The organism is Labrenzia sp. CP4 (assembly GCF_001579905.1).
Classification (GTDB): Bacteria; Pseudomonadota; Alphaproteobacteria; order Rhizobiales; family Stappiaceae; genus Roseibium; species Roseibium algicola.
Map to the genome: position 1 here is coordinate 1,318,669 of NZ_CP011927.1, position 21,793 is coordinate 1,340,461.

Here is a 21,793-nt window from a genome sequence, read left to right on the forward strand (position 1 = left end):
ACGCCAACGCGTTCCGGCCCGCCAGGTCAGGATGTTATTTGACTTCGTTCAGGTAACGCTCGCCGAAACCGGCCTGGGCGCGTTCCATGTGGGCATAATCGACGGCAACCGCGCGCTCGTAATCGCTTGCAGGCAGGAACTTCGCGGCGACTTCAGCCGGCAGTTCCACCGGGCGGGACGGCTGCAGGTAGGCATTGGTCCAGATGGCCTGGCCTTCGTCGGACAGGATGAAGTCCAGAACCTTCTTGCCGGCTTCTTCATGCGGTGCGCCTGCCACCAGGCTCATCACGTAGGGAACGCGTACGGAACCTTCGCACGGCAGCACGAATTCGAAGTTGCCGTCTTCTTCGTATTTGCCGCGATAGGCGTTGAAGTCATAATCGAAGAGGATCGGGATTTCGCCGGAAACGACGCGCGCGAAAGAGGTCTGCTTGGGGACGATCGGGTCGTTTTCCGCCAGTTCCTTGAAGTAGCTGATAGCCGGATCGAAGTTCTCCAGATCGCCGCCGAAGGCCAGGTTGACGGCAACCGCACCTGCATAGCCGACAAAGGCGGAAGACGGATCAAGGTAGCCGACCATGCCGCGGTATTCCGGCTTTTTCAGATCGGCGAAGCACTGCGGCACCGGTGCGCCGCCGAGCGCGTCGACATTCACGAACATGCCGAGGGTGCCGTAGTGAACGGCAAACCACTTGCCTTCCGGGTCCTTCAGGCCTTCGGGGATGTCATCGAAACCGGCGGGCTTATAGGCGGTGACGACACCTTCGTTGCCGGCCTTGATTCCAGTGGTCACGCCGTAATAGGCAACGTCGGCAACGGGTGCGGCCTTCTCGGCCAGAAGCTGGCTGAGGGTCTGGCCGGAATTCTTGTTGTCATGCGGCATGGCAATGCCGAGCTTCTCATTGATGGCTTCCAGCATCGATGCCCAGTCGGCCCATTGCGGCGGGCAGTTGTAGCAAACGGCATCTTCGGCCTTTGCCGGCACGACGGCCGCCATTGTCATGGCCAATGCGAAAAGTGTACGTTTCATGTCAGTGACTCCTGAAGCGATCTCAAGCAGGTCTCGGGGTTACTCATTGGATGGCAGGGAAGTGGCAGCTTCTCTGCCATCGGCTTTTCCGGGAACGGGAGGGCCAAGGCTGCCTCCCGCGCGGAAACTGAATGTGGCGGCTGCGGACGGCAGGTCGGGGGTGGGGCGGTCCAGCAGCCTTGCCAGCACTGAATGGACGGCGCCCTGACCCATGGTGCGCGGATCTGTTTCGACCGTCGCCAGATGAGGGTCGACCAGCAGTCCGGTGGAAATGCCGTCAAAGCCGACCAGCGACAGATCGTCGGGAATACGCTTGCCGAGTGCGCGTGCGGCCTTCATGGCGGCAAGGGCGAGAAAGTCGTTCGATGCGAAAATTCCGGTCAGGGCCTGATGTTCGGCCAGAAGCGTGCCGAGCAATTCCAGAAGGGTGCCGTCCTGCTCCTCGATTTCCAGAAGAAGCGGGTCTGCCATGCCGAACTCGCGGCATGCGGCGGCAAAGCCTTCGTAACGCTCACGCGAGCGGTCGGAGCGGTGGAACCGCAGGGCCAGAAAACCGGTTTGAACGTGTCCCTGGCTGTGAAAGGCCCTTGCGACTTCACGCGCGGCAGCGCGGTTGTCGACGGCCCACGCGGGCAAGCCGAAAGAAGAGCGGTTATAGACGAGGCAGCAAGGAAGGTTCCGATCCCGGATCAGCTCCAGAGCCTCGCTGTCGGCCGCATTGTTGACCGTCAGGACAAGGCCGTCGACCTGTTTGGCAATCAGGGTGCGCGCGGCCTGAAGCTCCAGCACTTCGTCGTATTCCGAACATGCCAGAATGAGCTGATAACCTTCGCGGTGGGCTTCCTGCTGGGCAGCCTGGACGACTTCGGCAAACACGGGATTGGCGAGAGAAGGGACGATGCAGCCGAGTGTCTTTGTCGAGCTGCTTTGCAGGGACCGGCCAAGCGCGCTGAATTCGAAGCCGAGCGCAGTTGCTGCCGAAAGAACCTTCCGGCGGGTGTCGGCGCTGGCGGAGCCGGTGCCGTTGAGGACGCGGCTCACCGTTGCAATGCCGCAACCGGCCTGCTCGGCAACATCCTTGATCGTCGGCGGACGCGATCTCACCCTTGCCTCCTTCAGTCTTGGAAACGTTTCCAATACTGAATACAGGGTGTCGATGTCACTTTGATGAAAGCGTTTTGAGAAGGGAAAGAGAGCGCTTTTCGATGCGCAGTCGTCAGCCGTAGTCAGGCTTGAAACCCGCCGCCCGCGGGGAAAGGCGGCGGGTCATGGGGCAGGGTCAGAACTTCTTGGCGAAGCTCAGCTTGAAGCTGCGGCCTGCACCTTCGTCCTCACTCAGGTGGTTCCGGTACGACTTGTCGAACACGTTGTCGACGTTGAACCGGACCTCACTGTCCGCCATGAAACCGTCGGTCGGTTTCCATGCCGCATAAAGGTTATGCAGCACGTAGCCTGCGGTTTCCTGTTCGTCGGCGCCCACACGGTCCTGGGCGGCGTAGAAGTCGCCCTTCCAGCCGAAGTCGAGGTTCCATGGACGGTAGACGTAGCCGATCTTGAGGAAGGCGCTGTCGGCGGGGACGGCATTCATGTAGCCGCCGGTGCTGACGTTGTTGCCCCGGATCAGCGAGGCGCCGAGAGATCCGTAGATGCTTTCGGTCCAGTAGGAGGCTTCCAGCTCAAGCCCTTCGTAACGGGCTTTCGGAATGATTTCCGTCACCACCGTCGAACCGTTCCAGTAGCTGGCGTAGTAGTTGGTGACGTTGTTGCGGAACGCCGTTCCCTTCAGGCGGAAAGCGTCTCCGCCCATGATCAGGTCATCGAAAGAAAAGGTGACACCGGCCTCGAAGTTGTTCGACAGTTCCTTGTCGAGATCGTTGACGACGTAGTTCGAAAACACCTCGTCGAGGGACGGCAGACGCTCGGTGTGTGCGACGGAGCCGAAGACGCCGAGCCACTCGGACATCTTGATCATGGCGGCAAGCTTTGGCGAGTAGCCGACGGCGCTCTTTTCCTCGTTCAGGTTGATGGTGTTGCCGCTGCCGTCCACGTAGCTGCCGACAGACACGTTGCTGTAGTCGATCCGCATGCCGGGAATGAGGGTGATGCGGTCGTTCCACACCAGTTCGGCCTGCGCATAGCCGCCGACGTTGACCGTTTCGCCTTCCGGGTGAGACCCTGAACCACTGCGCACATAGGTGCCGAAATCACGCGGATTGCGGCGTTCCTGGTACTGGCCGTCGATGCCGGTCGTGACATAGGCCATCCAGTCTTCGCCCAGCTGGAACGTTGCGACGTTGTCGGCCTTGCCCTGCCAGGTCTCGTAGGAATATTCGGAATTGAAGCCGAACGGATAATAGCAGGTCGGCGGCGCGGGCGCCGGGGCGAACTGGGCGCAGATCTGATCCTGGTTCTTCTGCTCGACCCGCGTGTCGGACCAGCTGAACTGGGCCTTCACATCAAGCAGATCGTTTCCTGAAAACCCGTTTGCATAACCGACGATCGCGGTCTGATCCGTCACTGTGCGGTCGACATCGCCAAAGTCCGGACCCCAGGCGATCTGGTCGTAGTTCTGGTTGTCCTCGTCACTCGACCAGTTCTGGTAACTTGCGAAAACGGACTGGTCTTCATTTTCCCCGAAGGTGTAACGGGCCTTGATGAGACCGTTGATGGAGCTGAAATCCGTGTCCGGGACCTCGTTGCCCTGGCCGTCCGTAATGTCCTGAGACTGCCGATAGTTGAGGGCGCCGAGCAACTCGAGGTTCTTGACCGGTTCCGCCGCGACGATCGCGCTGCCCAGCCAGCCGTTGCCGTTCGAATCCCAGGAGGTTTTCAGCCGGCCACCGATCAGGTCTCCCGGATCAAGGAAATCGCTGGCATCCTTTGTGGTGAAGGTGATGACACCCCCCATCGCACCGGCGCCATAAAGGGTTGATGATGCCGGTCCACGCAGGACCTCGATCTGTTTATAGAGTTCCGGATCGGAGAAGAACGACCCCATCCGGTACTGTTCGAAAAACTTGTTGACCCCGTCTACCTGCATGATGATCCGGGTCTCGTCGCCGGAAAGAGCTTCACCGATACCGCGGATATTGATGCTTTCGCCGAGGATCGAGTTACTGCCGATCGGCGTGACGCCCGGGATCTCCTGGAAGACGTCTCCGATCGAGCGCGGTTGCAGGTCGTCGATGGCTTCCTGGCCGAGCACGGTGACGGCCTGAGGAGTGTCGATCGCGACTTTGGGCACGCCGGCGCTGACCACGATCTGTTGTAGCTGCGATACCGGTTGATCCTGCTCGGCAACGGGTGTCGCCGGTGCTGCATCCGCTACTGCATCCTGTGCAGCTGCCCCGCAATTAAAAGCCAAAACCCAAAGGGCAACACCACCCATCAAGCGGGTGTTACCGGTCTTCTTGAGCCCCATAAAAATTCTCCAAGAGTGCGCGTTGTTCGCGTCCTTTTCGCTGCCTCTCACACAGCGTTTTAAACATGAGTCAGTGACTCAGGTATTGTGTTCCTAATGAAATATGAATATAGGAGTCAAGTATTAGATTGCGGTCGCCGAGGAAAAGCGTCTCTTTGGAATGATTCAAAAACTCCTAATAATCTCAGTAATTTACGTTACGGGATGATGAGGCGGGAAACTGAGAGCGGGCTGCAGGAAGACCATAGCGATTGGGGACAGAACTCATGAATGCCGATCAGATCTCCTCTGAAACCAGGCAGAGCGCAGCCGACATCCGGGCGGCACGCGCGAACAATCCGAAGATGCGGGAGCGGGATCTGGCACAGATACTCGGCATTACGGAAGCGGAACTGGTCGCCAGCTTCGTAGGGCATGGCGTGCGCCGTATCGCGCCGCGTTTCGACGATCTGTTTCCGGGGTTGCAGACCGTCGGCACGGTCATGGCACTGACGCGCAACGAGAGCGCGGTGCACGAGAAGATCGGCCCGTTCGAGAAATTCGTGAACGGCAAGCGGGCGGCCCTGATGCTGGGCGAGCAGATCGACACGCGCATGTTTCCGGCCAATTGGGTGCATGGCTTTGCGGTCGAAAAGGCCGACGGCAACGATGTCCGCCGGTCGCTGCAGTTCTTCGATGCCCATGGTGATGCGGTGATGAAGATCCACACTCGTGCGGAAACGGACCTGGATGCGTGGAACACTCTGGTTGAAAAGCTCGTGCTGGACGATCAGACGCCGGATGTGTTGCCGCAAGTGAGCGAAGCAAAACCGTTCAGCCGAAAACAGGCATCCGAAGGAGCTGAAGCGGTGCTGCGCGACCGCTGGCAGGCGATGACCGATCCGCATCAGTTCCACGGACTTTTGAAGGATCTGGACCTCGACCGGGTCAGTGCTTTTGAACTGGCGGGCGATGCCTGGGCCTGGCCGCTCGATCGTGGGGCGGTGCCGGCCTTGTTGCGTCTTGCAGCGTCGGAAAACATCCCGATCATGTGTTTTGTCGGCAATCGCGGTTGCATTCAGATCCACTCCGGGACGGTGGCAACGGTGATGGACCGGGGTCCATGGATCAACGTGATGGACCCGACCTTCCATCTGCATCTGCGGACCGACCACATCCACCAGGTCTGGGCCGTGCGCAAACCGGCGGATGTCGGCCATGTCACCTCGGTGGAAGCTTATGACAGCGACGGACAGCAGATCATCCAGTTCTTCGGTGTGCGTGGTGAGGGCAACCAGGAACGGTCCGATTGGCGCGGCCTTGCCGAAAACCTGCCGAAACTGGATCGGGCGGTAAAGCTGGGAGCAGCGGAATGATTGGGTCACTTTCGCGTTTTTCCGGCGTCCCGGCGGCTGTCGCGCTGACCGTCGCAGCCCTGGTCCTGCCCGGCAAACCACTGTTTGCGGAAGGCACGGGCAGTCCGGACAGCAGCACTGTTGTCGCCATCGGCGGTTCGGTGACGGAGATCGTCTACGCCCTGGGCGAAGACAAGAGGCTGATTGCCCGCGACAGCACCAGCATCTTCCCGGCGGAAGCGGCAAGCCTTCCGGATGTCGGGTACATGCGCGCGCTGTCCCCGGAAGGTGTGCTCTCCGTCAATCCGGAGCTGATCCTGATGCTGGAAGGCAGCGGGCCGCAGGAAACAGTGGACGTGTTGCGCAAGTCCGGTGTGGCGATGGCGGATGTGCCGGAGGCATATACCGCCGAAGGCATCATCAAAAAGGTGCGTGTCGTTGGTGAAGTGCTTGGCGTCGAGGCGAAAGCCGATGCTCTTGCGGGCAAGCTTGAACAGGATCTGGCCGAGGCGCAACGTGCCGCTGAAAGCCGGACGTCAGGCGTTCGTGTCCTCTTCGTCCTGTCGACAAAGGGCGGGCGTATCCTTGCCGCCGGATCGGATACGGCCGCCAACGGCATACTTGCGCTTGCGGGTGCTGAAAACGCAACGTCCGGCTTTTCCGGCTACAAGATCCTCAGCGACGAGGCGATCGTCAGTGCGGCACCGGACGTCGTGCTGATGATGGACCGCCACGGCGACGGCGAAGACGCAGCGAACGGTGATGCGGTGTTCGATCATCCGGCCGTGGCGCAAACGCCGGCAGGGAAGAACAGGCGACTTGTCCGCATGAACGGGCAGCTCCTGCTGGGGTTCGGTCCGCGCACCGCAGAAGCGGTCCGTGAATTGTCGACCCGTCTGGCGGATACGGCAAGCTGATGGCACTGATGAGCGATACGGCCTTGCCCGCCAGAAGCGGACGGATTTCCTCTCTCCTTGGCCTTGCCGACCTGCAGCGCGGAGACAGGGCTCCGCTCGCGCGGGCCGTCATTGCGCTGCTCGCCGTGCTGACATGTCTCGTCGTTCTGGGAAGCCTTGCCATTGGCCCGATCTCGATTCCGGTTCTGGAGCTCCTGCCGCATGTGCCGTCCTATTTCGCGGGAGCGGGAGAGGGCGTGCCACAGGGCGTTTCGGCAAGGGACTGGATCGTTCTCATGGATATCCGCCTGCCCCGGGTTACGCTGGGAGCGCTCATCGGAGCGGCCCTGGCGGTGTCCGGTGCCGTGATGCAGGGGCTGTTCCGAAACCCGCTTGCAGATCCGGGCATTGTCGGCGTTTCGGCGGGGGCAGGCCTGGGCGCTGCCGCGTTCATCGTTCTTGGAAATACCGTACTGGCGCCGGTGATGGCGCTTCTGGGTATCTATGCGGTCCCATTGGCAGCCTTTGCCGGCGGCCTCGTCACGACGCTGCTTCTTTACAGGATCGGCACGCGCGGAGGCATCACGTCAGTTGCGACATTGCTGCTGGCGGGCATTGCGCTCGGCGCGCTCACCGGTGCGATGACAGGGCTGTTGGTCTATGTAGCCGATGATCAGGAGCTGCGCGACCTGCAGTTCTGGGGACTTGGGTCGCTCGCGGGATCCAACTGGCAGAAGGTCGCTTCCGCCGCGCCAATCATCCTCACGATGCTGGTCTGCGTGCCGTTCCTGGCACGCGGTCTCAACGGTCTGACGCTTGGCGAAGCCGCCGCCTCGCACATCGGTATCAAGGTGCAGCGGCTCAAGAACCTCAGCATCCTGCTGGTGGCGGCGGCAACCGGCGCCTCCGTGGCTGTCAGCGGCGGCATCGGTTTTGTCGGCATCGTCGTGCCGCATTTGCTTCGTCTCACAATCGGTCCCGACCATCGCTACATGCTGCCGGCCGCAGCGCTTCTTGGCGCCTGCCTGCTGATAGCCGCCGATACGCTGGCGCGCACCATCGTGGCACCGGCGGAAATGCCCATCGGTATCATCACCGCCTTTGCCGGTGCGCCCTTCTTCCTCTGGATCCTGCTGCGCAAGCGCGGCCTCACAGGTCTTTAGGGTGTAGTCATGTTGCACAGGACAATTGAAAATGGCACGGCGCTGGCACCCGATCTTGTTGTCGAGCAGGTGTCTGTTTCGGCAGGCAAGACCCGGATCGTGCAGGACCTTTCCTTTCACGCAAAGGCTGGGGAAGTGCTGGCGATCATCGGGCCAAGCGGTTCCGGCAAGACGACCTTGATGAAGGCAATGACCGGTGAACTGCCTTATTCCGGCGGGTTAACGCTGGCAGGGCTGGAGGTCTGTGGCCTGTCACCGGAAGTGCTTGCCGCCATGCGCGGGGTGCTGCCGCAGGCAAGTCAGATTTCCTTTCCGCTGAACGTGGCTGAAGTGGTCGGCCTCGGCCTGACCTCCAGCCGCCGGGAGCGGACCTTCCGTGCCCGGCGCATTGCCGAAGCCCTTGCGAAAGTCGGCCTGTCGGGGTTCGAAGGGAGAAGTTATCAGGAACTGTCCGGCGGCGAGCAGCAACGGGTGCAGCTCGCACGGGTGTTGTGTCAGGTCTGGGACCCGCTTCCGCAAGAAGGCCTGCCGCATTGGTTGTTCCTGGACGAACCGGTCTCCAGTCTCGACATCAAGCACCAGGTCCAGATCATGCAGCTTGCAGCCGGTTACGCCAAGCGTGGTGGCGGCGTCGTCGCCGTGATGCACGACCTCAACCTGACCGCTGCCTTTGCCGACCGGGTGCTGGTCATGCAGGGTGGCCGCCGTCTTGCCTTCGGTACGCGAGACGAGGTCATGCAGGCGGAGTTGTTGTCGAAAGCTTATGACTTTCCACTGGAAATCCTGAAACGTCCGGGTGGTGGGCGGCCTGTGATCGTGCCGATGGACAACGGCTGAGGGTCTTTCACCCTGGTGATGTTCGACCAGGTCATGCGGTCTTCAAACTGCGCAGCGCGGAGATCATTTCCACTGAATCCCACACCCGGTCGCCAATAGCGGCGAGGGTAACCTTGCCGGTGCCATCGAGGACGTAGGTCACCGGCAAACCGCGGAGGAACCAGGTGCTCGGCATGGCCTTGTCCGTGTCCATCAGGACGGTGAGACCATCATGGTCGATCTCATCCAGAAAACCTTCGATCCGGTCCTGCCGGTCACCTACGTTGACGGCGAGCACTGCAAAGCCTTCGGGGCCGAGTTCCCGGTTGAGACGCGCCAGACCCGGCATTTCCTTCCGGCAGGGCGGACACCATGTCGCCCAGAACGATACAAGCAGGATCTTGCCGGAATAGTCGGCAAGCGTGTGGACGGTGCCATCAAGATCGGGAAGGTCGAGTTTGGGTTCGATTTCGAAGGCCGGTTCGGCCAGACCAAGTCGGAAGAAGTCGTTGCCTGCCGCAAACACTGATCCCGGCAGCAATGCCATTGCCGCGCTACCGGCCAGAAGGTCCCGTCTGTTCAGTTGTCTCATGCCCATAATCCCGCCTTACCGCTTTCCGTCGTGCAGGCGAAGGTCAAATCCTCGTCTGTCAGTGACATCAAGGTAAGCGGGACAGGGCAAATTGAAAGGCAAATGGGATCACATTGCGCACACGGTGGCGCGAGTGTGATCCCTCGTTTCCTAGTGGGCGTTCGCCTTGAGGGCGGCGGCGCCTTTGTCGAAGCGGCCGTCGAGGTAGGCTTTCAGCGTTGCGGCCACCCCATCTTCAGCGATCATGCCTGCGGCGTAGCTGAAGGCCTTCAGGAAGGTTTCGTCGGAAGCGAGCCCACCGAATAGCTCCGGCATTTCGAAGCGCGCCGGCTTGTCGGCGTAAACGCCTTGCGCCCAGGCCTTCAGGATGTCGGCGTTGTTGTCCTCGATGACATGTGGTTCTCCAGCCTCGTTGTGACCGAGGCAGTAACGGCACCAGAGAGCCGTTTCGAGGGCAAGGCCGGCCACCGGCAACCCCTTGTCGAGGCGGTCCTGGATAGAAGGCAGGATAAACTTCGGCTGGCGGTTGGAGCCGTCAAGGCAGAGCCGGGGGATCGTGTCGCCCACTGCCGGATTGGAGAACCGGTCCATCACGGTGGTGAGATAGGTCTCGAAGCTGACCCCCGGAATTTCCGGAACGGTCGGCAGGATCTCGTCTTCTTCCAGCTTTTTCAGGAACGCGCAGATCAGTGGATCGGCCATGGCGTCATGGACGAAGTAATGTCCCAGCAGCGCACCCGGATAGGCGATGGTCGCATGACCGCCGTTGAGAATACGCAATTTCATCAACTCGTATGGAGCGACGTCCTCGACGAATTCGACGCCGACCTTTTCCAGAGCCGGGCGACCGGCCGGGAAATGATCCTCCAGCACCCATTGGCGGAAGGGTTCACAGACGACAGGGGCCGCATCGGTCAGGCCGAAGCGTTCCTGAACCAGGCCGCGTTCGCGGTCGCCGGTCGCAGGGGTGATGCAGTCCACCATGCCGTTTGGAAAGGCGACGTTGTCGGCAATCCAGCTTCCGGCTTCCGGCGACAAGGCCCTGGCGAAACCGGCAACGGCCTGTTTCGCCATATGGCCGTTTTCGGGCAGGTTGTCGCAAGACATCACGGTAAAGGGTTCAAGGCCTTTGTCGCGGCGGGCCAGCAAGGCGGCGACAAGCACGCCGAACACCGTCTGCGGCGCATCCGGTGAGGCGAGATCCGCCTGGATTTCCGGATGATTGACGTCGAAGCCACCGGTGTTCGGGTCGACGAAGTAGCCGCCTTCGGTGATCGTCAGCGAGACAATGCGGATATCGGGTTCGCCAAGGCGAGCGATCAGCGCCTTGGGATCCACGTCGACGAAGTCGATCATGGCGCCACAGACCTGCGCGCTGAGGCCTTCCGGGTCGAGCTCGACCACGGTCGTCAGCCAGTCCTGGGCTTGGAGGCGTTCACGCATGGTCTTGTCGTAGGGCTTGAGGCCCGCGCCGACGATGGCCCAGTCACGACCTTCGCCGAGATCGAACAGCTTGCTCAGGTAGATGGCCTGATGCGCGCGATGGAAGTTGCCGACGCCGATGTGGAGGATGCCGGGGGTCAGGTCCGACCGGCGATACGCCGGTGCCTTGACGGATTCGGGAAGAGAAGAGAGCACAGTTTCACTTAGGTTCTGGGTCATTGGTCAGCTCATCCAGTTGCCGCCATCGACGTTGTAAGTCTGCGATACGATGTAATCCGCGTCTTTCGACGCCAGGAAAACAGCCATGCCGGTGAGATCTTCGGCGGTGCCCATGCGGCCGAAAGGCACCGCGGCTCCGACCGCTGCCTTCTTTTCGCCGGGCTGCAGGCCTTCGTATTTCGCGAACATCGAATCCACATGGTCCCAGTGCTCGCCGTCGACGACGCCGGGGGCGATGGCATTCACGTTGATGCCGTGTTCGATCAGGTTGAGACCTGCCGACTGGGTCAGGCTGATGACCGCTGCCTTGGTGGCGCAATAGATGCCCACCAGCGCTTCACCGCGTCGGCCTGCCTGGCTGGCCATGTTTATGATCTTGCCGCCCTGACCACGCCTGATCATCGACTTTGCCGCGGCCTGCATCATGAACAGGGTTCCGGAAACGTTGATGTCGAACAGGCGCTGGTAGCTGTCGCGGGTGATCTCGACAATCGGTGCCAGATCGAACAGAGCCGCGTTGTTGACCAGGATGTCGAGCCCGCCGGTCTTCTGTTCCACGGCGGCGATGGCAGCATCGATCGACGACTGATCGGTGACGTCCAACTGAACGGCATAGGCATTCGGGCCGATTTCACTGGCCGCCGCTTCTGCGCCGGCCAGGTTGATATCGGCAATCGCTACCCGGGCGCCTTCCTCTGCAAACCGCGCGGCAAAGGCCTTGCCGATGCCCCGGGCCGAACCCGTGATCAGCGCGGATTTTCCTTCAAGTCGGCTCATGCAATCCTCAGGCCCTGGTTGTCGAAGCGGTGGATCTTGTCAGGAGCCGGGGTCAGGTGAACGGTGTCGCCATGGCGGAACCCGATCTCACCGGACGAGCGCACGGTGATCGGTTCGTCGACGCCCTCCATATCGACATAAAGGAAGGTGTCGGAGCCGAGATGTTCCGAAACGCCGACCTTTCCGACCCATTTGCCGTCGCCTTGCGAGACGGTCAGATGCTCCGGGCGGATGCCGATCGTGGCGGCATCGTATTCGGTGGCGAAGGACCCCATCAGGAAGTTCATCTTCGGCGAGCCGATGAAACCGGCCACGAACTTGTTGCGCGGCGTGTGATAAAGTTCCAGCGGCGAGCCGACCTGCTCGATCTTGCCTGCCTGCAGCACCACGATCTTGTCGGCCATGGTCATGGCTTCCACCTGGTCGTGGGTCACGTAGATCATGGTCGTCTTGAGGGACTGGTGCAGTTCGGAGATCTCGAGCCGCATGTTGACACGCAGCGCCGCATCCAGGTTTGACAGGGGTTCGTCGAACAGGAAGGCGGCCGGTTCGCGCACGATGGCACGGCCGATGGCAACACGCTGGCGCTGACCGCCGGAAAGCTGACCCGGGCGACGGTCAAGGTAATCCGTCAGGTTCAGCACCTTGGCAGCGGCGGTCACCTTGGCGTCCTGCGCCGCCTTGTCGATGCCGGCCATGCGCAGCGGGAAGGCGATGTTCTTGCGCACCGACATGTGCGGATAGAGCGCGTAGGACTGGAACACCATGGCAAGGCCACGTTTTGCGGGCGGCACTTCGGTGGCGTTCTTGCCGTCGATGGTGATGTCACCGGAAGAGACATCCTCCAGGCCTGCAATGAGACGCAGGAGTGTGGACTTGCCGCAGCCGGACGGACCGACGAACACCACGAACTCGCCGTCGTCGATCTGCAGGTCCAGCGGCGGGATAACCTGAACGTCGCCGAAGCTCTTGGTAATCTGCTTGAGGGTTATCTGACCCATGTTCAGGTCTCCTATTTAACCGCGCCGAAGGTCAGGCCGCGCACGAGCTGTTTCTGGCTGAACCAGCCGATGATGAGGATCGGGGCGATCGCCATCGTCGAGGCAGCGCTCAGTTTTGCGTAGAACAGGCCTTCCGGGCTGGAATAGCTGGCAATGAAAGCGGTGAGGGGGGCGGCGTCGACCGCCGTCAGGTTCAAGGTCCAGAACGCTTCGTTCCAGGACAGGATGATGTTCAGCAGCAGGGTCGAGGCAATGCCGGGCACCGCCATGGGTGTCAGCACGTAGATGATCTCGGACCACAGCTCCGCACCGTCCATCCGCGCGGCTTCCAGGATCTCGCCCGGAATTTCGCGGAAGTAGGTGAACAGCATCCAGACGATGATCGGCAGGTTGATGAGGGTAAGCACCATCACGAGGCCGACACGCGTGTCGAGGAGACCGGTATCCCGGAACAGGAGATAGATCGGGATCAGCACGCCCACCGGCGGAAGCATCTTGGTGGACAGCATCCACATCAGGACGTCCTTGGTGCGCTTGCCCGGCACGAAGGCCATTGACCAGGCCGCCGGTATCGCGATCAGCAGACCCAGAAGGGTGGAGCCGAAGGAAATGATGACCGAGTTGGAGAAGTGCCGGAAATAGTCCGAACGCTCCTGGACCGTGCTATAGTTTTCCAGCGTCCAGTCGAAAAACAGGAAGCTAGGAGGAGACGCAATGGCTTCCGCTTCCGTCTTGAAGCTGGTCAGCACGGTCCACAGGATCGGGAAGAAGATGGCGATGCCGACGGCCCACGCACATACGGTGACGAGAGCCTTGCGGCGGTTGGAGACTGCGCGCGCCATGGGTCAGGCCTCCAGGTTCTTGCCGATCATCCGCATCAGGAAGATCGCAACGATGTTGGCGAGGATAATGGCGACCACACCGCCGGCCGATCCGCCGCCGACGTCGAACTGCAGCAGCGACTGGGCGTAGATCAGGTAGGTGAGGTTGGTCGAGGCATAGCCCGGACCGCCATTGGTGGTGACGAGAATTTCCGCGAAGACCGACAGCAGGAAGATCGTCTGGATCAGGATCACGACGGTGATCGAACGGGCCAGGTGCGGCACCATGATGAACACGAAGCGGTTCAGGAAATTGGCGCCGTCCATTTCGGCCGCTTCCAGCTGTTCGCTGTCCAGCGATTGCAGGGCGGTAAGCAGAATGAGCGTCGCAAAGGGCAACCACTGCCAGGCGACGATCAGGATGATCGAAAACAGCGGTGCATGCGAAAGAAAGTCGAACGGTTGCAGCCCCAGAAACTTCGCAAAGTATGCGAACAGGCCGTTGACCGGGTTCATGAACATATTCTTCCACACCAGCGCGGAGACGGTGGGCATGACGAAGAACGGGGCAATCACCAGAATGCGCACGATCCCCTGGCCCCAGAAGGGCTGGTCGAGCAGCAGGGCCAGCAGCACGCCGCCGACAATGGTGATGAGAAGGACGCCGCCAACGAGCAGCAGGGTGTTCTTCAGCGCTGCAAAGAAAGCCGGATCGGTGAGGAAGAACTCGTAGTTGGTCCAGCCGGTCCACTCTTCCATTCCCGGAATGAGCAGGTTGTAGCGCAGGAAAGAGAAATAGAGGGTCATCGAGAGCGGGATGATCATCCAACCCAGCAGCAGCAGAACTGCCGGAGAGATCATCAAACGGGCCGCCGCCCGTGAATGTTGGGTAGCCATGATGCGACCTTTGCTCGGTCAGAGCCAGAGCTCACGCGGAACAGAAAGGAGGAGACCGGCGGGACGGGCAGGCACCCGCCGGTCCGCGAAGGCTTCTACTTGAGGTAACCGGCCTTCTTCATTTCGCGTTCAGCGGTCGCCTGGGCAGCAGCCAGTGCAGCGTCCGCATCCATCGAGCCGGCAAGAGCTGCCGAGAATGCCTGGCCGACAACGGTTGCCATGCCCTGGAATTCCGGAATGGCGACGAACTGCACGCCGACATACGGAACCGGATCGACGGTCGGATTCTGCGGATCAGCGGAGTTGATGCTGTCCAGCGTCATCTTTGCGAACGGAACTTTCTGGTACTCCGGGTTCTCATAGAGAGACGTACGGGTTCCCGGGGGAACGTTCGCCCAGCCTTCTTCGGCTGCAACCAGCTCCAGGTATTCCTTGGAAGTCGCCCACTCGATGAACTTCTTCGCAGCAGCTTCCTTCTGGGTGCCGGCCGGAATGGCCAGCGACCATGCCCAGAGCCAGTTACCGCGTTTGCCGAGACCCTTGTCCGGTGCCAGAGCAAAGCCGACCTTGTCAGCAACCTGGCTGTCCTTCGGGTTGGTCACGAAGGAGGCCGCCACGGTGGCGTCGATCCACATGCCACACTTGCCGGTCTGGAACAGGGCCAGGTTCTCGTTGAAGCCGTTGGAAGAAGCGCCCGGAGGGCCTGCTTCGTTCATCACGTCGAGATAGGTGGTAAGAGCTTCTTTCCACTGCGGTGTGTCGAACTGCGGCTTCCAGTCCATGTCGAACCAGCGGGCGCCGTAAGAGTTCGCCATGGCCGTCAGGAACGCCATGTTTTCACCCCAGCCGGCCTTGCCGCGCAGGCAGATGCCGTAGACTTCGTTTTCCTTGTCCGTCATTGCCTTGGCGGCTTCGACGATAAAGTCCCAGGTCGGGGCTTCCGGCATTTCCAGGCCGGCTTTTTCCATCAGGTCCTTGCGGTACATGACCATGGAGCTTTCGCCGTAGAACGGTGCTGCAAAGAGCTCGCCGTCAACGGTCAGGCCGCCACGGATGGCCGGCAGGATGTCGTCCGCGTCGTAGCTTTCCGGCAGGTCGTTCAGGGAAACGAGCCAGCCCTGCTTGCCCCAGATCGGAACTTCATAGGTGCCGATGGTCATGACGTCGAACTGACCGCCCTTGGTGGCGACGTCAGTGGTGACGCGCTGGCGGAGAACGTTCTCCTCCATGGTCAGCCATTTGACTTCGATGTCAGGGTTCTTGTCGGTGAAGTCCTTCGTCAGACCCTGCATGCGGATCATGTCGCCGTTGTTCACGGTCGCGATGGTGATTGTTTCTGCAGATGCGGATGCGCACAGAGCCGCCATTGCACATGCGCTGAGGAGCGCACGGGTATGAAATGCCATATTTTCCTCCCAAGCGAGATTGGGCATTTGCCATTCTTGCGGGCAAATATTCGCTCCAATTCGCACCTCGAGTCAAGATGTGAATCGCCTAAAACAAAAAAGGCTTCTCGCTGCACTGCGAAAAACCTTTAAAATTCATATAGTTATTTATATTGGGAAATCGCTCATAGCTTGAGCAATTGCTCAGCCGTCGTCTCGTTGGTGATCAGGCAATTGACAAATTTGCCGTTCAACGCTCCCAGCATGGCCGGCACCTTGCCGTCGCCCGCCGCAATTCCGTAAACCGGTTTCTCTCCGGCCGGCAGCAGGGGGGCACTGGCTACCAGGTCATTGGTAAGTCCTTCGACCAGCGCGCCTTTTCGGTCGTAGACCCAGCTCGTGATCTCGCCGATGGCACCGGCTTTCTCCAGTGCGCGCATTTCGTCGTGACTGACGAATCCGTCGACCGTCAGTGGTGCAGTCGGTCCCATGTTGCCGATACCCACGAAAGTAACGTCCGCCTGCCGGATGAGATCGAGGATATTGTGCACCGCTTCCTGGTTATGCAGCAATTGCAGTTCCTCGCGGGAGCGGGCGAAGACGGGCAGAGGCATCGGGTAGTGCCGGGCATTGATGCGGTCGGCAAGCCGGATGATGACGTTGTAGGCCGAGGCCGAGCCGTCCGACATCATGTTGCCCAGAAGCGAGACGATGCGGTGCTGCGGACAGTCCATCATCGGCAATTGATCCACCGAAGCGCGCAAGGTGCGGCCCGTGCCGTAGGCGATGATCTTGGGTTTCTGGGAGCGGAAATGACGTTCCATCTCGGTGGCGGCCGCCTGGGCAATGCCGACCGTGGAGGACGGGGCGTCCGGGTCGCTGGGAACCACTTCGCAGCTCTGCAGTCCGAAGCGTTCCGTCAGGCGGGTGCTCAGTTCCATGCAGTTGGCGATCGGGTGGTCGAGCCGCACCTTGATCAGCCGTTCACTGACTGCAAGCGAAACCAGCCGCTGTGCCGATTGGCGGGATACGCCGAGCTTGCGGGCGATCTCGTCCTGGGTGTTGCCGGCAACATAGTATAACCAGCCGGCGCGGGCGGCGTCATCGAGACGGGATGCCTCGGCAGGAATTTTCTGTTTCATCTTAGTTGCCGTTGTTCTTCAGATCCGGCCTAAGCTGAAAGAATTCGCCGAAAGATGCAAACAGTTGCGCGGCACCCGCAGTGGCAGTGGCCGAATTCAGAAGGCCGGAAAGGTGCGAACCGCCAATGAAACGGTAGACTTCCATACCGGCGGCAAGCCCTGCCTTGATGCCGTTTTCGCTGTCCTCGATCACCAGGCAGCGCTCCGGTGCGACGCCATGTTTTTCTGCCGCAAGGAGGAACAGGTCCGGCGCGGGTTTGCCGTGAGCGACTTCGGAAGCCGTGGTGGTCCGGCCGGCAAAGAGATCCGTCAGCCCGGTTATCTCCAGCGATCTGGCGAGCCGCGGCGGGCTGGAACTGGTCGCAAGGCAATAGTCCACGCCAAGGTTCTCGATCACCTCCCGCACGCCGTCGATCGGTCTGAGCTCCGCTTCAAAGGCGCTGAGAAGGCTTGCCCGGTAGGCGGTTTCGAATTCCGGCGGCAGGTCGACACCGAATTCCTTGCGGATCTGCTGCAGGACAACCGGATAGCTTCGACCCAGGAAATGGTGAGCGACGTAGTCCATGGTGATGTGAACGTTCCGCGTCGCGAGTTCTGCCACCAGCATGCGCGCGCTGATGACTTCGCTGTCGATGAGAACACCGTCGCAGTCGAAGATGACTAGGTCGATTGGCTGATTCAAACTCGGGGTTCCTGCCGATTGGAAAGTTAAAACGAGCGACCTCATCCTGAGGAGGCGCGCAAGCGCCGTCTCGAAGGATGGGCCGCTTGCTCAGGAGTATGAAGCCCATCCTTCGAGATGGACCTGGCGGTCCTCCTCAGGATGAGGGCGGTGCAGAGAGCACGGCCGACAGAGAGGCACGCCGTTCCGGTCTCGTCAACCGAACCAGCGCTTCAGCCATCGGCGGAAGCCGCTCGTGGCTTCGCTCGCGCGACGATGAGCGCTGGCGCGGGCCTGCTCGGCGCTGTCGCCGACATCGTCCATGAAGTCGTCGATACCGTCGACCACCGGGTCGATCCGGCGTTTCTTGAAGGCGTTGACGGTCTTGATGATCAGATAGGCGAGAGCGACAAGCACCACGACGAACAGGATATTGAACCAGGGGATCAGGAAGACATCCGGCCCGGAGACAACCTCGATGCTGATGGCATTGGGAAAGATCGTGAACAGCTCCACACGCCAGCCATAGTGGGTGACGGCGATCCAGACATCATCGCTTTTCTTGGCCAGATCCTGCGCCTGGGCGGTGATGTTGCTGCTGTCGAACTTGAAATAGGGCGGCCAGCCCCAGTCGGTGTCTTCGTTGCGATAGACCCTTGGCTTGCCGTTCGGCCAGACCGTGTTGATGAAACGGACGTCCCTTGTCCAGTTCTTGTTGGTACCTGCATCGGGGGCGGCCCAGAAGAGCGACGAAGCGCCGATGTCCATGCGCTTGACGTCGGTGCCGACGATGCGAACCACATCACGTCCCGGCAACGTGTAATGGAGGAAGGCGACAAGGATCAGCAGGAGCGGAATGCCGATTATCCATTTGATCCACTTCATTGTGCCCCGTCCTCGCCGTCTTGTTCCCCGGGGATCGCACCCCACGGCCCCATGTTCCTGCCGAAGCCGTAGTCGGCCTGGTCTTCTTCCGCCATGGCGGCCTCCGGTCCGAATAGCTCCAGCCGCGTGCCGACCTTGTCGACCATATATTCTTCCGCAAGGAACTGGACCGCGTAGTTCTTCTTGGCTTCGCTCCAGCTTCGGTAATGACCGTAGAATGCGTCCTTGTGACAAATGAAAAGCTGGCGGAAGTCAAGCGGTGTCAATTCGGCCAGCAGCATGTTGACCAGGTTCTTGTCGCGGTGATTGCGCGAGCGAAGCAGGTAGAAATAGGCCGCGTTTTCCGGTTCGACCCACAGCTTGTCGTCTTTCAGCTCCAGCCTGTGCACGATGTCGTTGAGGGCGTGATATTCCGCGGGGAGCTGCTGGTGATACTTGCGTCTCAAAGCGCGCAGGTCGCGCCGCGAGACGTCCGACAGATCCTCGCCCTGGCTGGCAGCCGTGTCGATGACGATGAAGTCCAGTTTCTGTTTCAAAAGGCTCTTGGCGACGCTGCCGCCTGCATCGAGGATAGGCTCCACCAACTGATTTCGATTGAGGAAATCGGCCACCTCGTAGCGGTCTTCCAGGCTGAAGAGGTGCTTCACGGGCAGGTCGACGACAATGTCCATGCGCCTGGAGGCGATGCATGCGGTTTCCTTCACATCGCGAAAGATGTAGAGGCCGCCGAAATGGGAGGTATGGAAATTTCCCTGCTCATAGCTTTTCGAACTGATCGCCAAGGGGGTGCGGATGATGTCGCCGGTGTGCTTGGAAAGCTCGATCATGTCCGCGATCAGCACATCGTCCCACCAGCCGTCGGGCTCGCTCATGAACGCTTCGATCTTGTCGGCCAGTTCGTCACCTGCTTCGGAATGCCCGCCGACGGTGTCGGCCTCCACTTCGATCGCCCTGATATAAAACAGGTCCTGCGGCGAGGTGATGGAATAGATCGAGTTGACCAGTTCACCGACGACGCAATCGCGGATCGACAGCGCAAAGAGCTGTTCCTCATTGTCCTCGATAAAGCGTTTCAGGATAGAACGCGACGTGGAGAACCGCGCGTTCAGCAGCGGTGCGGTCTTCTGTTCGATCGACAGCAGAATGAACTGCCGGTTGCAGCCGTGCGGATTGAGGTAGTGGATGTCGTCCAGCTCGTCGCCGATCTCCGGTGAAAATCCGGAGATGTCGACGTGAAAGGCCTCGAGTGTTGTTCGCTTGCCGGTCAGGTGTTCCAGCGCGCGGTTGTAGCGGGCCACCATGGACGGTGCGGAGACCTCGTAGAGGTTGCCGAACATCAAGCCATGTTTGACGAGCCTCATCATGTGCGCGTGATTTCCATGTAGCGGCGCTTGGCTTCTTCCATGCGCTGCATCTCGCGCACGGCATTCTCGATGGCAACCTCGTCCGACTTGTCCGCATAGCGGAATTCACTGTCCGCGTAGCGGTTGATTTCCTGGATGACCATGTCGACGGTGATCGGCTGCGCCAGGTCGGCGATCATCGCCTTCTTGGTCTCGTAGTCCTTGAACAGGAACAGTTCCGGATCTTCCATCCAGGCATCCGGCAATTCGAAGTCCATCGCCCGCACCTTCACGGCATCGGTGATGTTCTTGATCGCCCGGCCTGTAAAACGTTCGTCCGCCTGCTGGATGGCTTTCAGATAAGCGCCGAGTTTGGCGATGGTGTCGAGATCGCCGATTTCCGCCCGCACTGCATCGAACACCTTGATCAAGGCGTCTTCCTGTGGCCGGGAGTGGCGGTCGTAGGAGGCGGCCACGGCCTTCTTCAGGGCTTGAGCCTCGAAAAGGTCATGGTCGCCAACCGGGATCGAGTGGTTCTTGCCCATCAGCAGATGCAGGATGTCGATGTAGTCCTCGCGGGTCTGCGGGCCGTCGACCAGAAAGCGGGCGCCGGCGCGTTGGCGCAGGGCATCGTCGACGTTTTCCGGGTAGTTGGAGAACATGCCGAAGGTGCAGTTGCCGCGCACCACGGTGTTGGCTCCGGCAAAGCTCTCCATCAGGACGGCAGTGATTTCCAGCTGCCCGGCGGAGGACTGGCGGTCGCCGCGCTTGCCGGCAAGCTGGTCGATGTCGTCGATGGTGCCGAAGCCGATCACATTCGGGTCGGTGACGTTGCGGATGAAGGCCTTGGCGTTCTGGGCCGACTTGCCCTGATAGCTGTCGATGCTCTCGGTGGAGAGGTTCTGGTAGCGGAACGGATAACCGGCGACCTGGCAATAGTCATTGACCATGCCGGCCATCATCTGGATCAAGGTGGTCTTGCCGGTGCCCGGCTTGCCGTCACCCATGAAAGTGAAGATGAAGCCGCCGAGTTCCGCAAACGGGTTGAGCTTGCGGTCGAAATCATAGGCCATCAGCATCTTGGCAAGTTTCATTGCCTGGTATTTGGCGATGTGGTTGCCGACGACTTCTTCCGGCTTCTTGAACGCCATGGCGAGCGTCGTCGAATGTGCGCGGGCAGATGGCGTAAAGCCGGTGATTTCGAAATTGTCCGCTTCCACCCGGTAGCGGCTTTGGGAGAACGGCTGCAACACGCTGACGCCTTCCGCGCGCAGCGTTACCTTTTCCATCAGCTGTTCGCAGAAGGAGGTGACCAGGCCGATGAGCTGGGCGTCGGTTTCAATCGCTGCGGCGGCAATTTCCTGGTCCAGTTCCCAAAGGACGCCATGAAGCGCAAGCTGGTCGTTGTCGAACAGGATCTCCTCGACCTCGCCGCTCTGGATGTCGATTTCGCCGGCGTCGGTCGAGAGACCGGACAACAGGAAATCCGTCATGTTGGCGAAGACGTGAAGCGCGATCATGGCCGTTGCCGACAAGAGGTCCTGGAACCGCACCTTCTGCGAGGCGTCCAGCGTTCCGGCAAGATTGGCGCGTTTCAGCTCGGCAAGGCCGCTCTGTTCGGCAAACTGGTCGGCGGTCACCTGGGCGACAGCCAGCGCCCGGCGCAGGGACTGAAGAAGACTGGCCTGGATCGGCGTGGTCAGGGCATCGTCGTCACAGTCCAGGATACGGGCCGAAAGCTGCACCCCCTCCGGACGCGCGGTCGACCGTGTAACGAGGCCGGGCGTCGTGGAGCGGAAGCGCCGGCGGGCACCAAGTCCGGGGGAACGTTCCGGGGCGACAGGCGCTTCGGACTTTCTGGCAATACGGGGCGTGTGGTCGAACCCTTGCAGCATTGCTTCCGCAAAGACGTATTTCTCGCGGATCTTGTCTTCTTTGAGTTCCATGAGATCGTTGGAAAGGGTCAC

The 21,793-nt window shown here is 60.6% G+C and carries 19 protein-coding genes; 4 read left to right on the top strand and 15 right to left on the bottom strand.

The window, feature by feature from the left end:
* Positions 1-34: 34 nt before the first annotated feature.
* From ACP90_RS06100 to ACP90_RS06110, 3 genes are all read right to left on the bottom strand, one after another.
* Positions 35-1,030 carry an ABC transporter substrate-binding protein gene (locus ACP90_RS06100; RefSeq protein WP_031270345.1) on the bottom strand — a complete coding sequence of 332 codons (996 nt, stop codon included), beginning with the start codon at positions 1,028-1,030 and terminating at the stop codon, positions 35-37.
* 39 nt (positions 1,031-1,069) lie between these two features.
* Positions 1,070-2,134 (bottom strand): LacI family DNA-binding transcriptional regulator, encoded by a 1,065-nt coding sequence (locus ACP90_RS06105; RefSeq protein WP_062491418.1) that lies wholly within the window; start codon positions 2,132-2,134, stop codon positions 1,070-1,072.
* 175 nt (positions 2,135-2,309) lie between these two features.
* On the bottom strand, positions 2,310-4,451 hold the full coding sequence (locus ACP90_RS06110) for a TonB-dependent receptor (protein WP_062487339.1): 2,142 nt from the start codon (positions 4,449-4,451) through the stop codon (positions 2,310-2,312).
* A 266-nt stretch (positions 4,452-4,717) separates the two neighbouring features.
* Here ACP90_RS06110 and ACP90_RS06115 point away from each other — a divergent pair, with 266 nt between their 5' ends.
* The 4 genes from ACP90_RS06115 to ACP90_RS06130 are packed head-to-tail and all read left to right on the top strand — an operon-like array spanning position 4,718 to position 8,681.
* Complete coding sequence (locus tag ACP90_RS06115; protein WP_062487342.1) at positions 4,718-5,806, top strand: hemin-degrading factor; 1,089 nt, start codon at positions 4,718-4,720, stop codon at positions 5,804-5,806.
* Positions 5,803-6,702 (top strand): ABC transporter substrate-binding protein, encoded by a 900-nt coding sequence (locus ACP90_RS06120; protein ID WP_062487344.1) that lies wholly within the window; start codon positions 5,803-5,805, stop codon positions 6,700-6,702. Before ACP90_RS06115 ends, ACP90_RS06120 begins: the two co-directional genes overlap by 4 nt.
* A gap of 8 nt (positions 6,703-6,710) precedes the next feature.
* The gene (locus tag ACP90_RS06125; protein WP_082809899.1) at positions 6,711-7,844 is read left to right on the top strand and encodes an iron ABC transporter permease; all 1,134 of its coding nucleotides are present in this window, start codon (positions 6,711-6,713) and stop codon (positions 7,842-7,844) included.
* Between the two features lie 9 nt (positions 7,845-7,853).
* Entirely contained in the window at positions 7,854-8,681 is an 828-nt protein-coding gene (locus tag ACP90_RS06130) for a heme ABC transporter ATP-binding protein (protein WP_062487348.1), read from the top strand.
* A 31-nt stretch (positions 8,682-8,712) separates the two neighbouring features.
* Here the strand turns inward: ACP90_RS06130 and ACP90_RS06135 are convergent, their stop codons facing one another.
* The 12 genes from ACP90_RS06135 to ACP90_RS06190 all read right to left on the bottom strand — a co-directional run bounded on the left by ACP90_RS06135 (position 8,713) and on the right by ACP90_RS06190 (position 21,793).
* Positions 8,713-9,252: a TlpA disulfide reductase family protein gene (locus ACP90_RS06135; protein ID WP_082809900.1), complete on the bottom strand. Its 540-nt coding sequence runs from the start codon at positions 9,250-9,252 to the stop codon at positions 8,713-8,715.
* Positions 9,253-9,402: 150 nt separating this feature from the next.
* Complete coding sequence (locus ACP90_RS06140; RefSeq protein ID WP_062487353.1) at positions 9,403-10,914, bottom strand: mannitol dehydrogenase family protein; 1,512 nt, start codon at positions 10,912-10,914, stop codon at positions 9,403-9,405.
* Between the two features lie 3 nt (positions 10,915-10,917).
* Complete coding sequence (locus ACP90_RS06145; RefSeq protein WP_062487354.1) at positions 10,918-11,691, bottom strand: L-iditol 2-dehydrogenase; 774 nt, start codon at positions 11,689-11,691, stop codon at positions 10,918-10,920.
* Positions 11,688-12,692, bottom strand: coding sequence for an ABC transporter ATP-binding protein (locus ACP90_RS06150; RefSeq protein WP_055656185.1), 1,005 nt, complete (start codon positions 12,690-12,692; stop codon positions 11,688-11,690). Before ACP90_RS06150 ends, ACP90_RS06145 begins: the two co-directional genes overlap by 4 nt.
* Before the next feature lie 11 nt (positions 12,693-12,703).
* Positions 12,704-13,534, bottom strand: a complete 831-nt coding sequence (locus ACP90_RS06155; protein ID WP_023003159.1) for a carbohydrate ABC transporter permease — start codon at positions 13,532-13,534, stop codon at positions 12,704-12,706.
* Between the two features lie 3 nt (positions 13,535-13,537).
* On the bottom strand, positions 13,538-14,410 hold the full coding sequence (locus ACP90_RS06160) for a sugar ABC transporter permease (RefSeq protein WP_031270353.1): 873 nt from the start codon (positions 14,408-14,410) through the stop codon (positions 13,538-13,540).
* Between the two features lie 95 nt (positions 14,411-14,505).
* Positions 14,506-15,777: a sugar ABC transporter substrate-binding protein gene (locus tag ACP90_RS06165; protein ID WP_023003161.1), complete on the bottom strand. Its 1,272-nt coding sequence runs from the start codon at positions 15,775-15,777 to the stop codon at positions 14,506-14,508.
* 203 nt (positions 15,778-15,980) lie between these two features.
* Positions 15,981-16,937 (bottom strand): sugar-binding transcriptional regulator, encoded by a 957-nt coding sequence (locus ACP90_RS06170; RefSeq protein WP_023003162.1) that lies wholly within the window; start codon positions 16,935-16,937, stop codon positions 15,981-15,983.
* Between the two features lies 1 nt (position 16,938).
* A complete protein-coding gene (locus tag ACP90_RS06175) occupies positions 16,939-17,619 on the bottom strand; it encodes an HAD family hydrolase (RefSeq protein WP_208993473.1) in 681 nt (226 codons plus the stop codon).
* A gap of 195 nt (positions 17,620-17,814) precedes the next feature.
* Positions 17,815-18,483, bottom strand: a complete 669-nt coding sequence (locus ACP90_RS06180) for a DUF1523 family protein (protein ID WP_023003164.1) — start codon at positions 18,481-18,483, stop codon at positions 17,815-17,817.
* Complete coding sequence (locus ACP90_RS06185; RefSeq protein WP_062487358.1) at positions 18,480-19,847, bottom strand: DUF6638 family protein; 1,368 nt, start codon at positions 19,845-19,847, stop codon at positions 18,480-18,482. The genes ACP90_RS06180 and ACP90_RS06185 overlap by 4 nt, the downstream gene beginning before the upstream one ends.
* Positions 19,844-21,793, bottom strand: a complete 1,950-nt coding sequence (locus ACP90_RS06190; protein WP_062487360.1) for an ATP-binding protein — start codon at positions 21,791-21,793, stop codon at positions 19,844-19,846. The genes ACP90_RS06185 and ACP90_RS06190 overlap by 4 nt, the downstream gene beginning before the upstream one ends.

Bases quoted from the DNA above. Each gene is read 5' to 3' on its own strand.
- ACP90_RS06100 (WP_031270345.1), bottom strand. From the start codon at position 1,030: ATGAAACGTACACTTTTCGCATTGGCCATGACAATGGCGGCCGTCGTG.
- ACP90_RS06115 (WP_062487342.1), top strand. From the start codon at position 4,718: ATGAATGCCGATCAGATCTCCTCTGAAACCAGGCAGAGCGCAGCCGAC.
- ACP90_RS06185 (WP_062487358.1), bottom strand. From the start codon at position 19,847: ATGATGAGGCTCGTCAAACATGGCTTGATGTTCGGCAACCTCTACGAG.
- ACP90_RS06160 (WP_031270353.1), bottom strand. From the start codon at position 14,410: ATGGCTACCCAACATTCACGGGCGGCGGCCCGTTTGATGATCTCTCCG.
- ACP90_RS06150 (WP_055656185.1), bottom strand. From the start codon at position 12,692: ATGGGTCAGATAACCCTCAAGCAGATTACCAAGAGCTTCGGCGACGTT.
- ACP90_RS06110 (WP_062487339.1), bottom strand. From the start codon at position 4,451: ATGGGGCTCAAGAAGACCGGTAACACCCGCTTGATGGGTGGTGTTGCC.
- ACP90_RS06120 (WP_062487344.1), top strand. From the start codon at position 5,803: ATGATTGGGTCACTTTCGCGTTTTTCCGGCGTCCCGGCGGCTGTCGCG.
- ACP90_RS06130 (WP_062487348.1), top strand. From the start codon at position 7,854: ATGTTGCACAGGACAATTGAAAATGGCACGGCGCTGGCACCCGATCTT.
- ACP90_RS06145 (WP_062487354.1), bottom strand. From the start codon at position 11,691: ATGAGCCGACTTGAAGGAAAATCCGCGCTGATCACGGGTTCGGCCCGG.
- ACP90_RS06125 (WP_082809899.1), top strand. From the start codon at position 6,711: ATGAGCGATACGGCCTTGCCCGCCAGAAGCGGACGGATTTCCTCTCTC.
- ACP90_RS06155 (WP_023003159.1), bottom strand. From the start codon at position 13,534: ATGGCGCGCGCAGTCTCCAACCGCCGCAAGGCTCTCGTCACCGTATGT.
- ACP90_RS06180 (WP_023003164.1), bottom strand. From the start codon at position 18,483: ATGAAGTGGATCAAATGGATAATCGGCATTCCGCTCCTGCTGATCCTT.
- ACP90_RS06135 (WP_082809900.1), bottom strand. From the start codon at position 9,252: ATGAGACAACTGAACAGACGGGACCTTCTGGCCGGTAGCGCGGCAATG.
- ACP90_RS06170 (WP_023003162.1), bottom strand. From the start codon at position 16,937: ATGAAACAGAAAATTCCTGCCGAGGCATCCCGTCTCGATGACGCCGCC.
- ACP90_RS06165 (WP_023003161.1), bottom strand. From the start codon at position 15,777: ATGGCGGCTCTGTGCGCATCCGCATCTGCAGAAACAATCACCATCGCG.
- ACP90_RS06140 (WP_062487353.1), bottom strand. From the start codon at position 10,914: ATGACCCAGAACCTAAGTGAAACTGTGCTCTCTTCTCTTCCCGAATCC.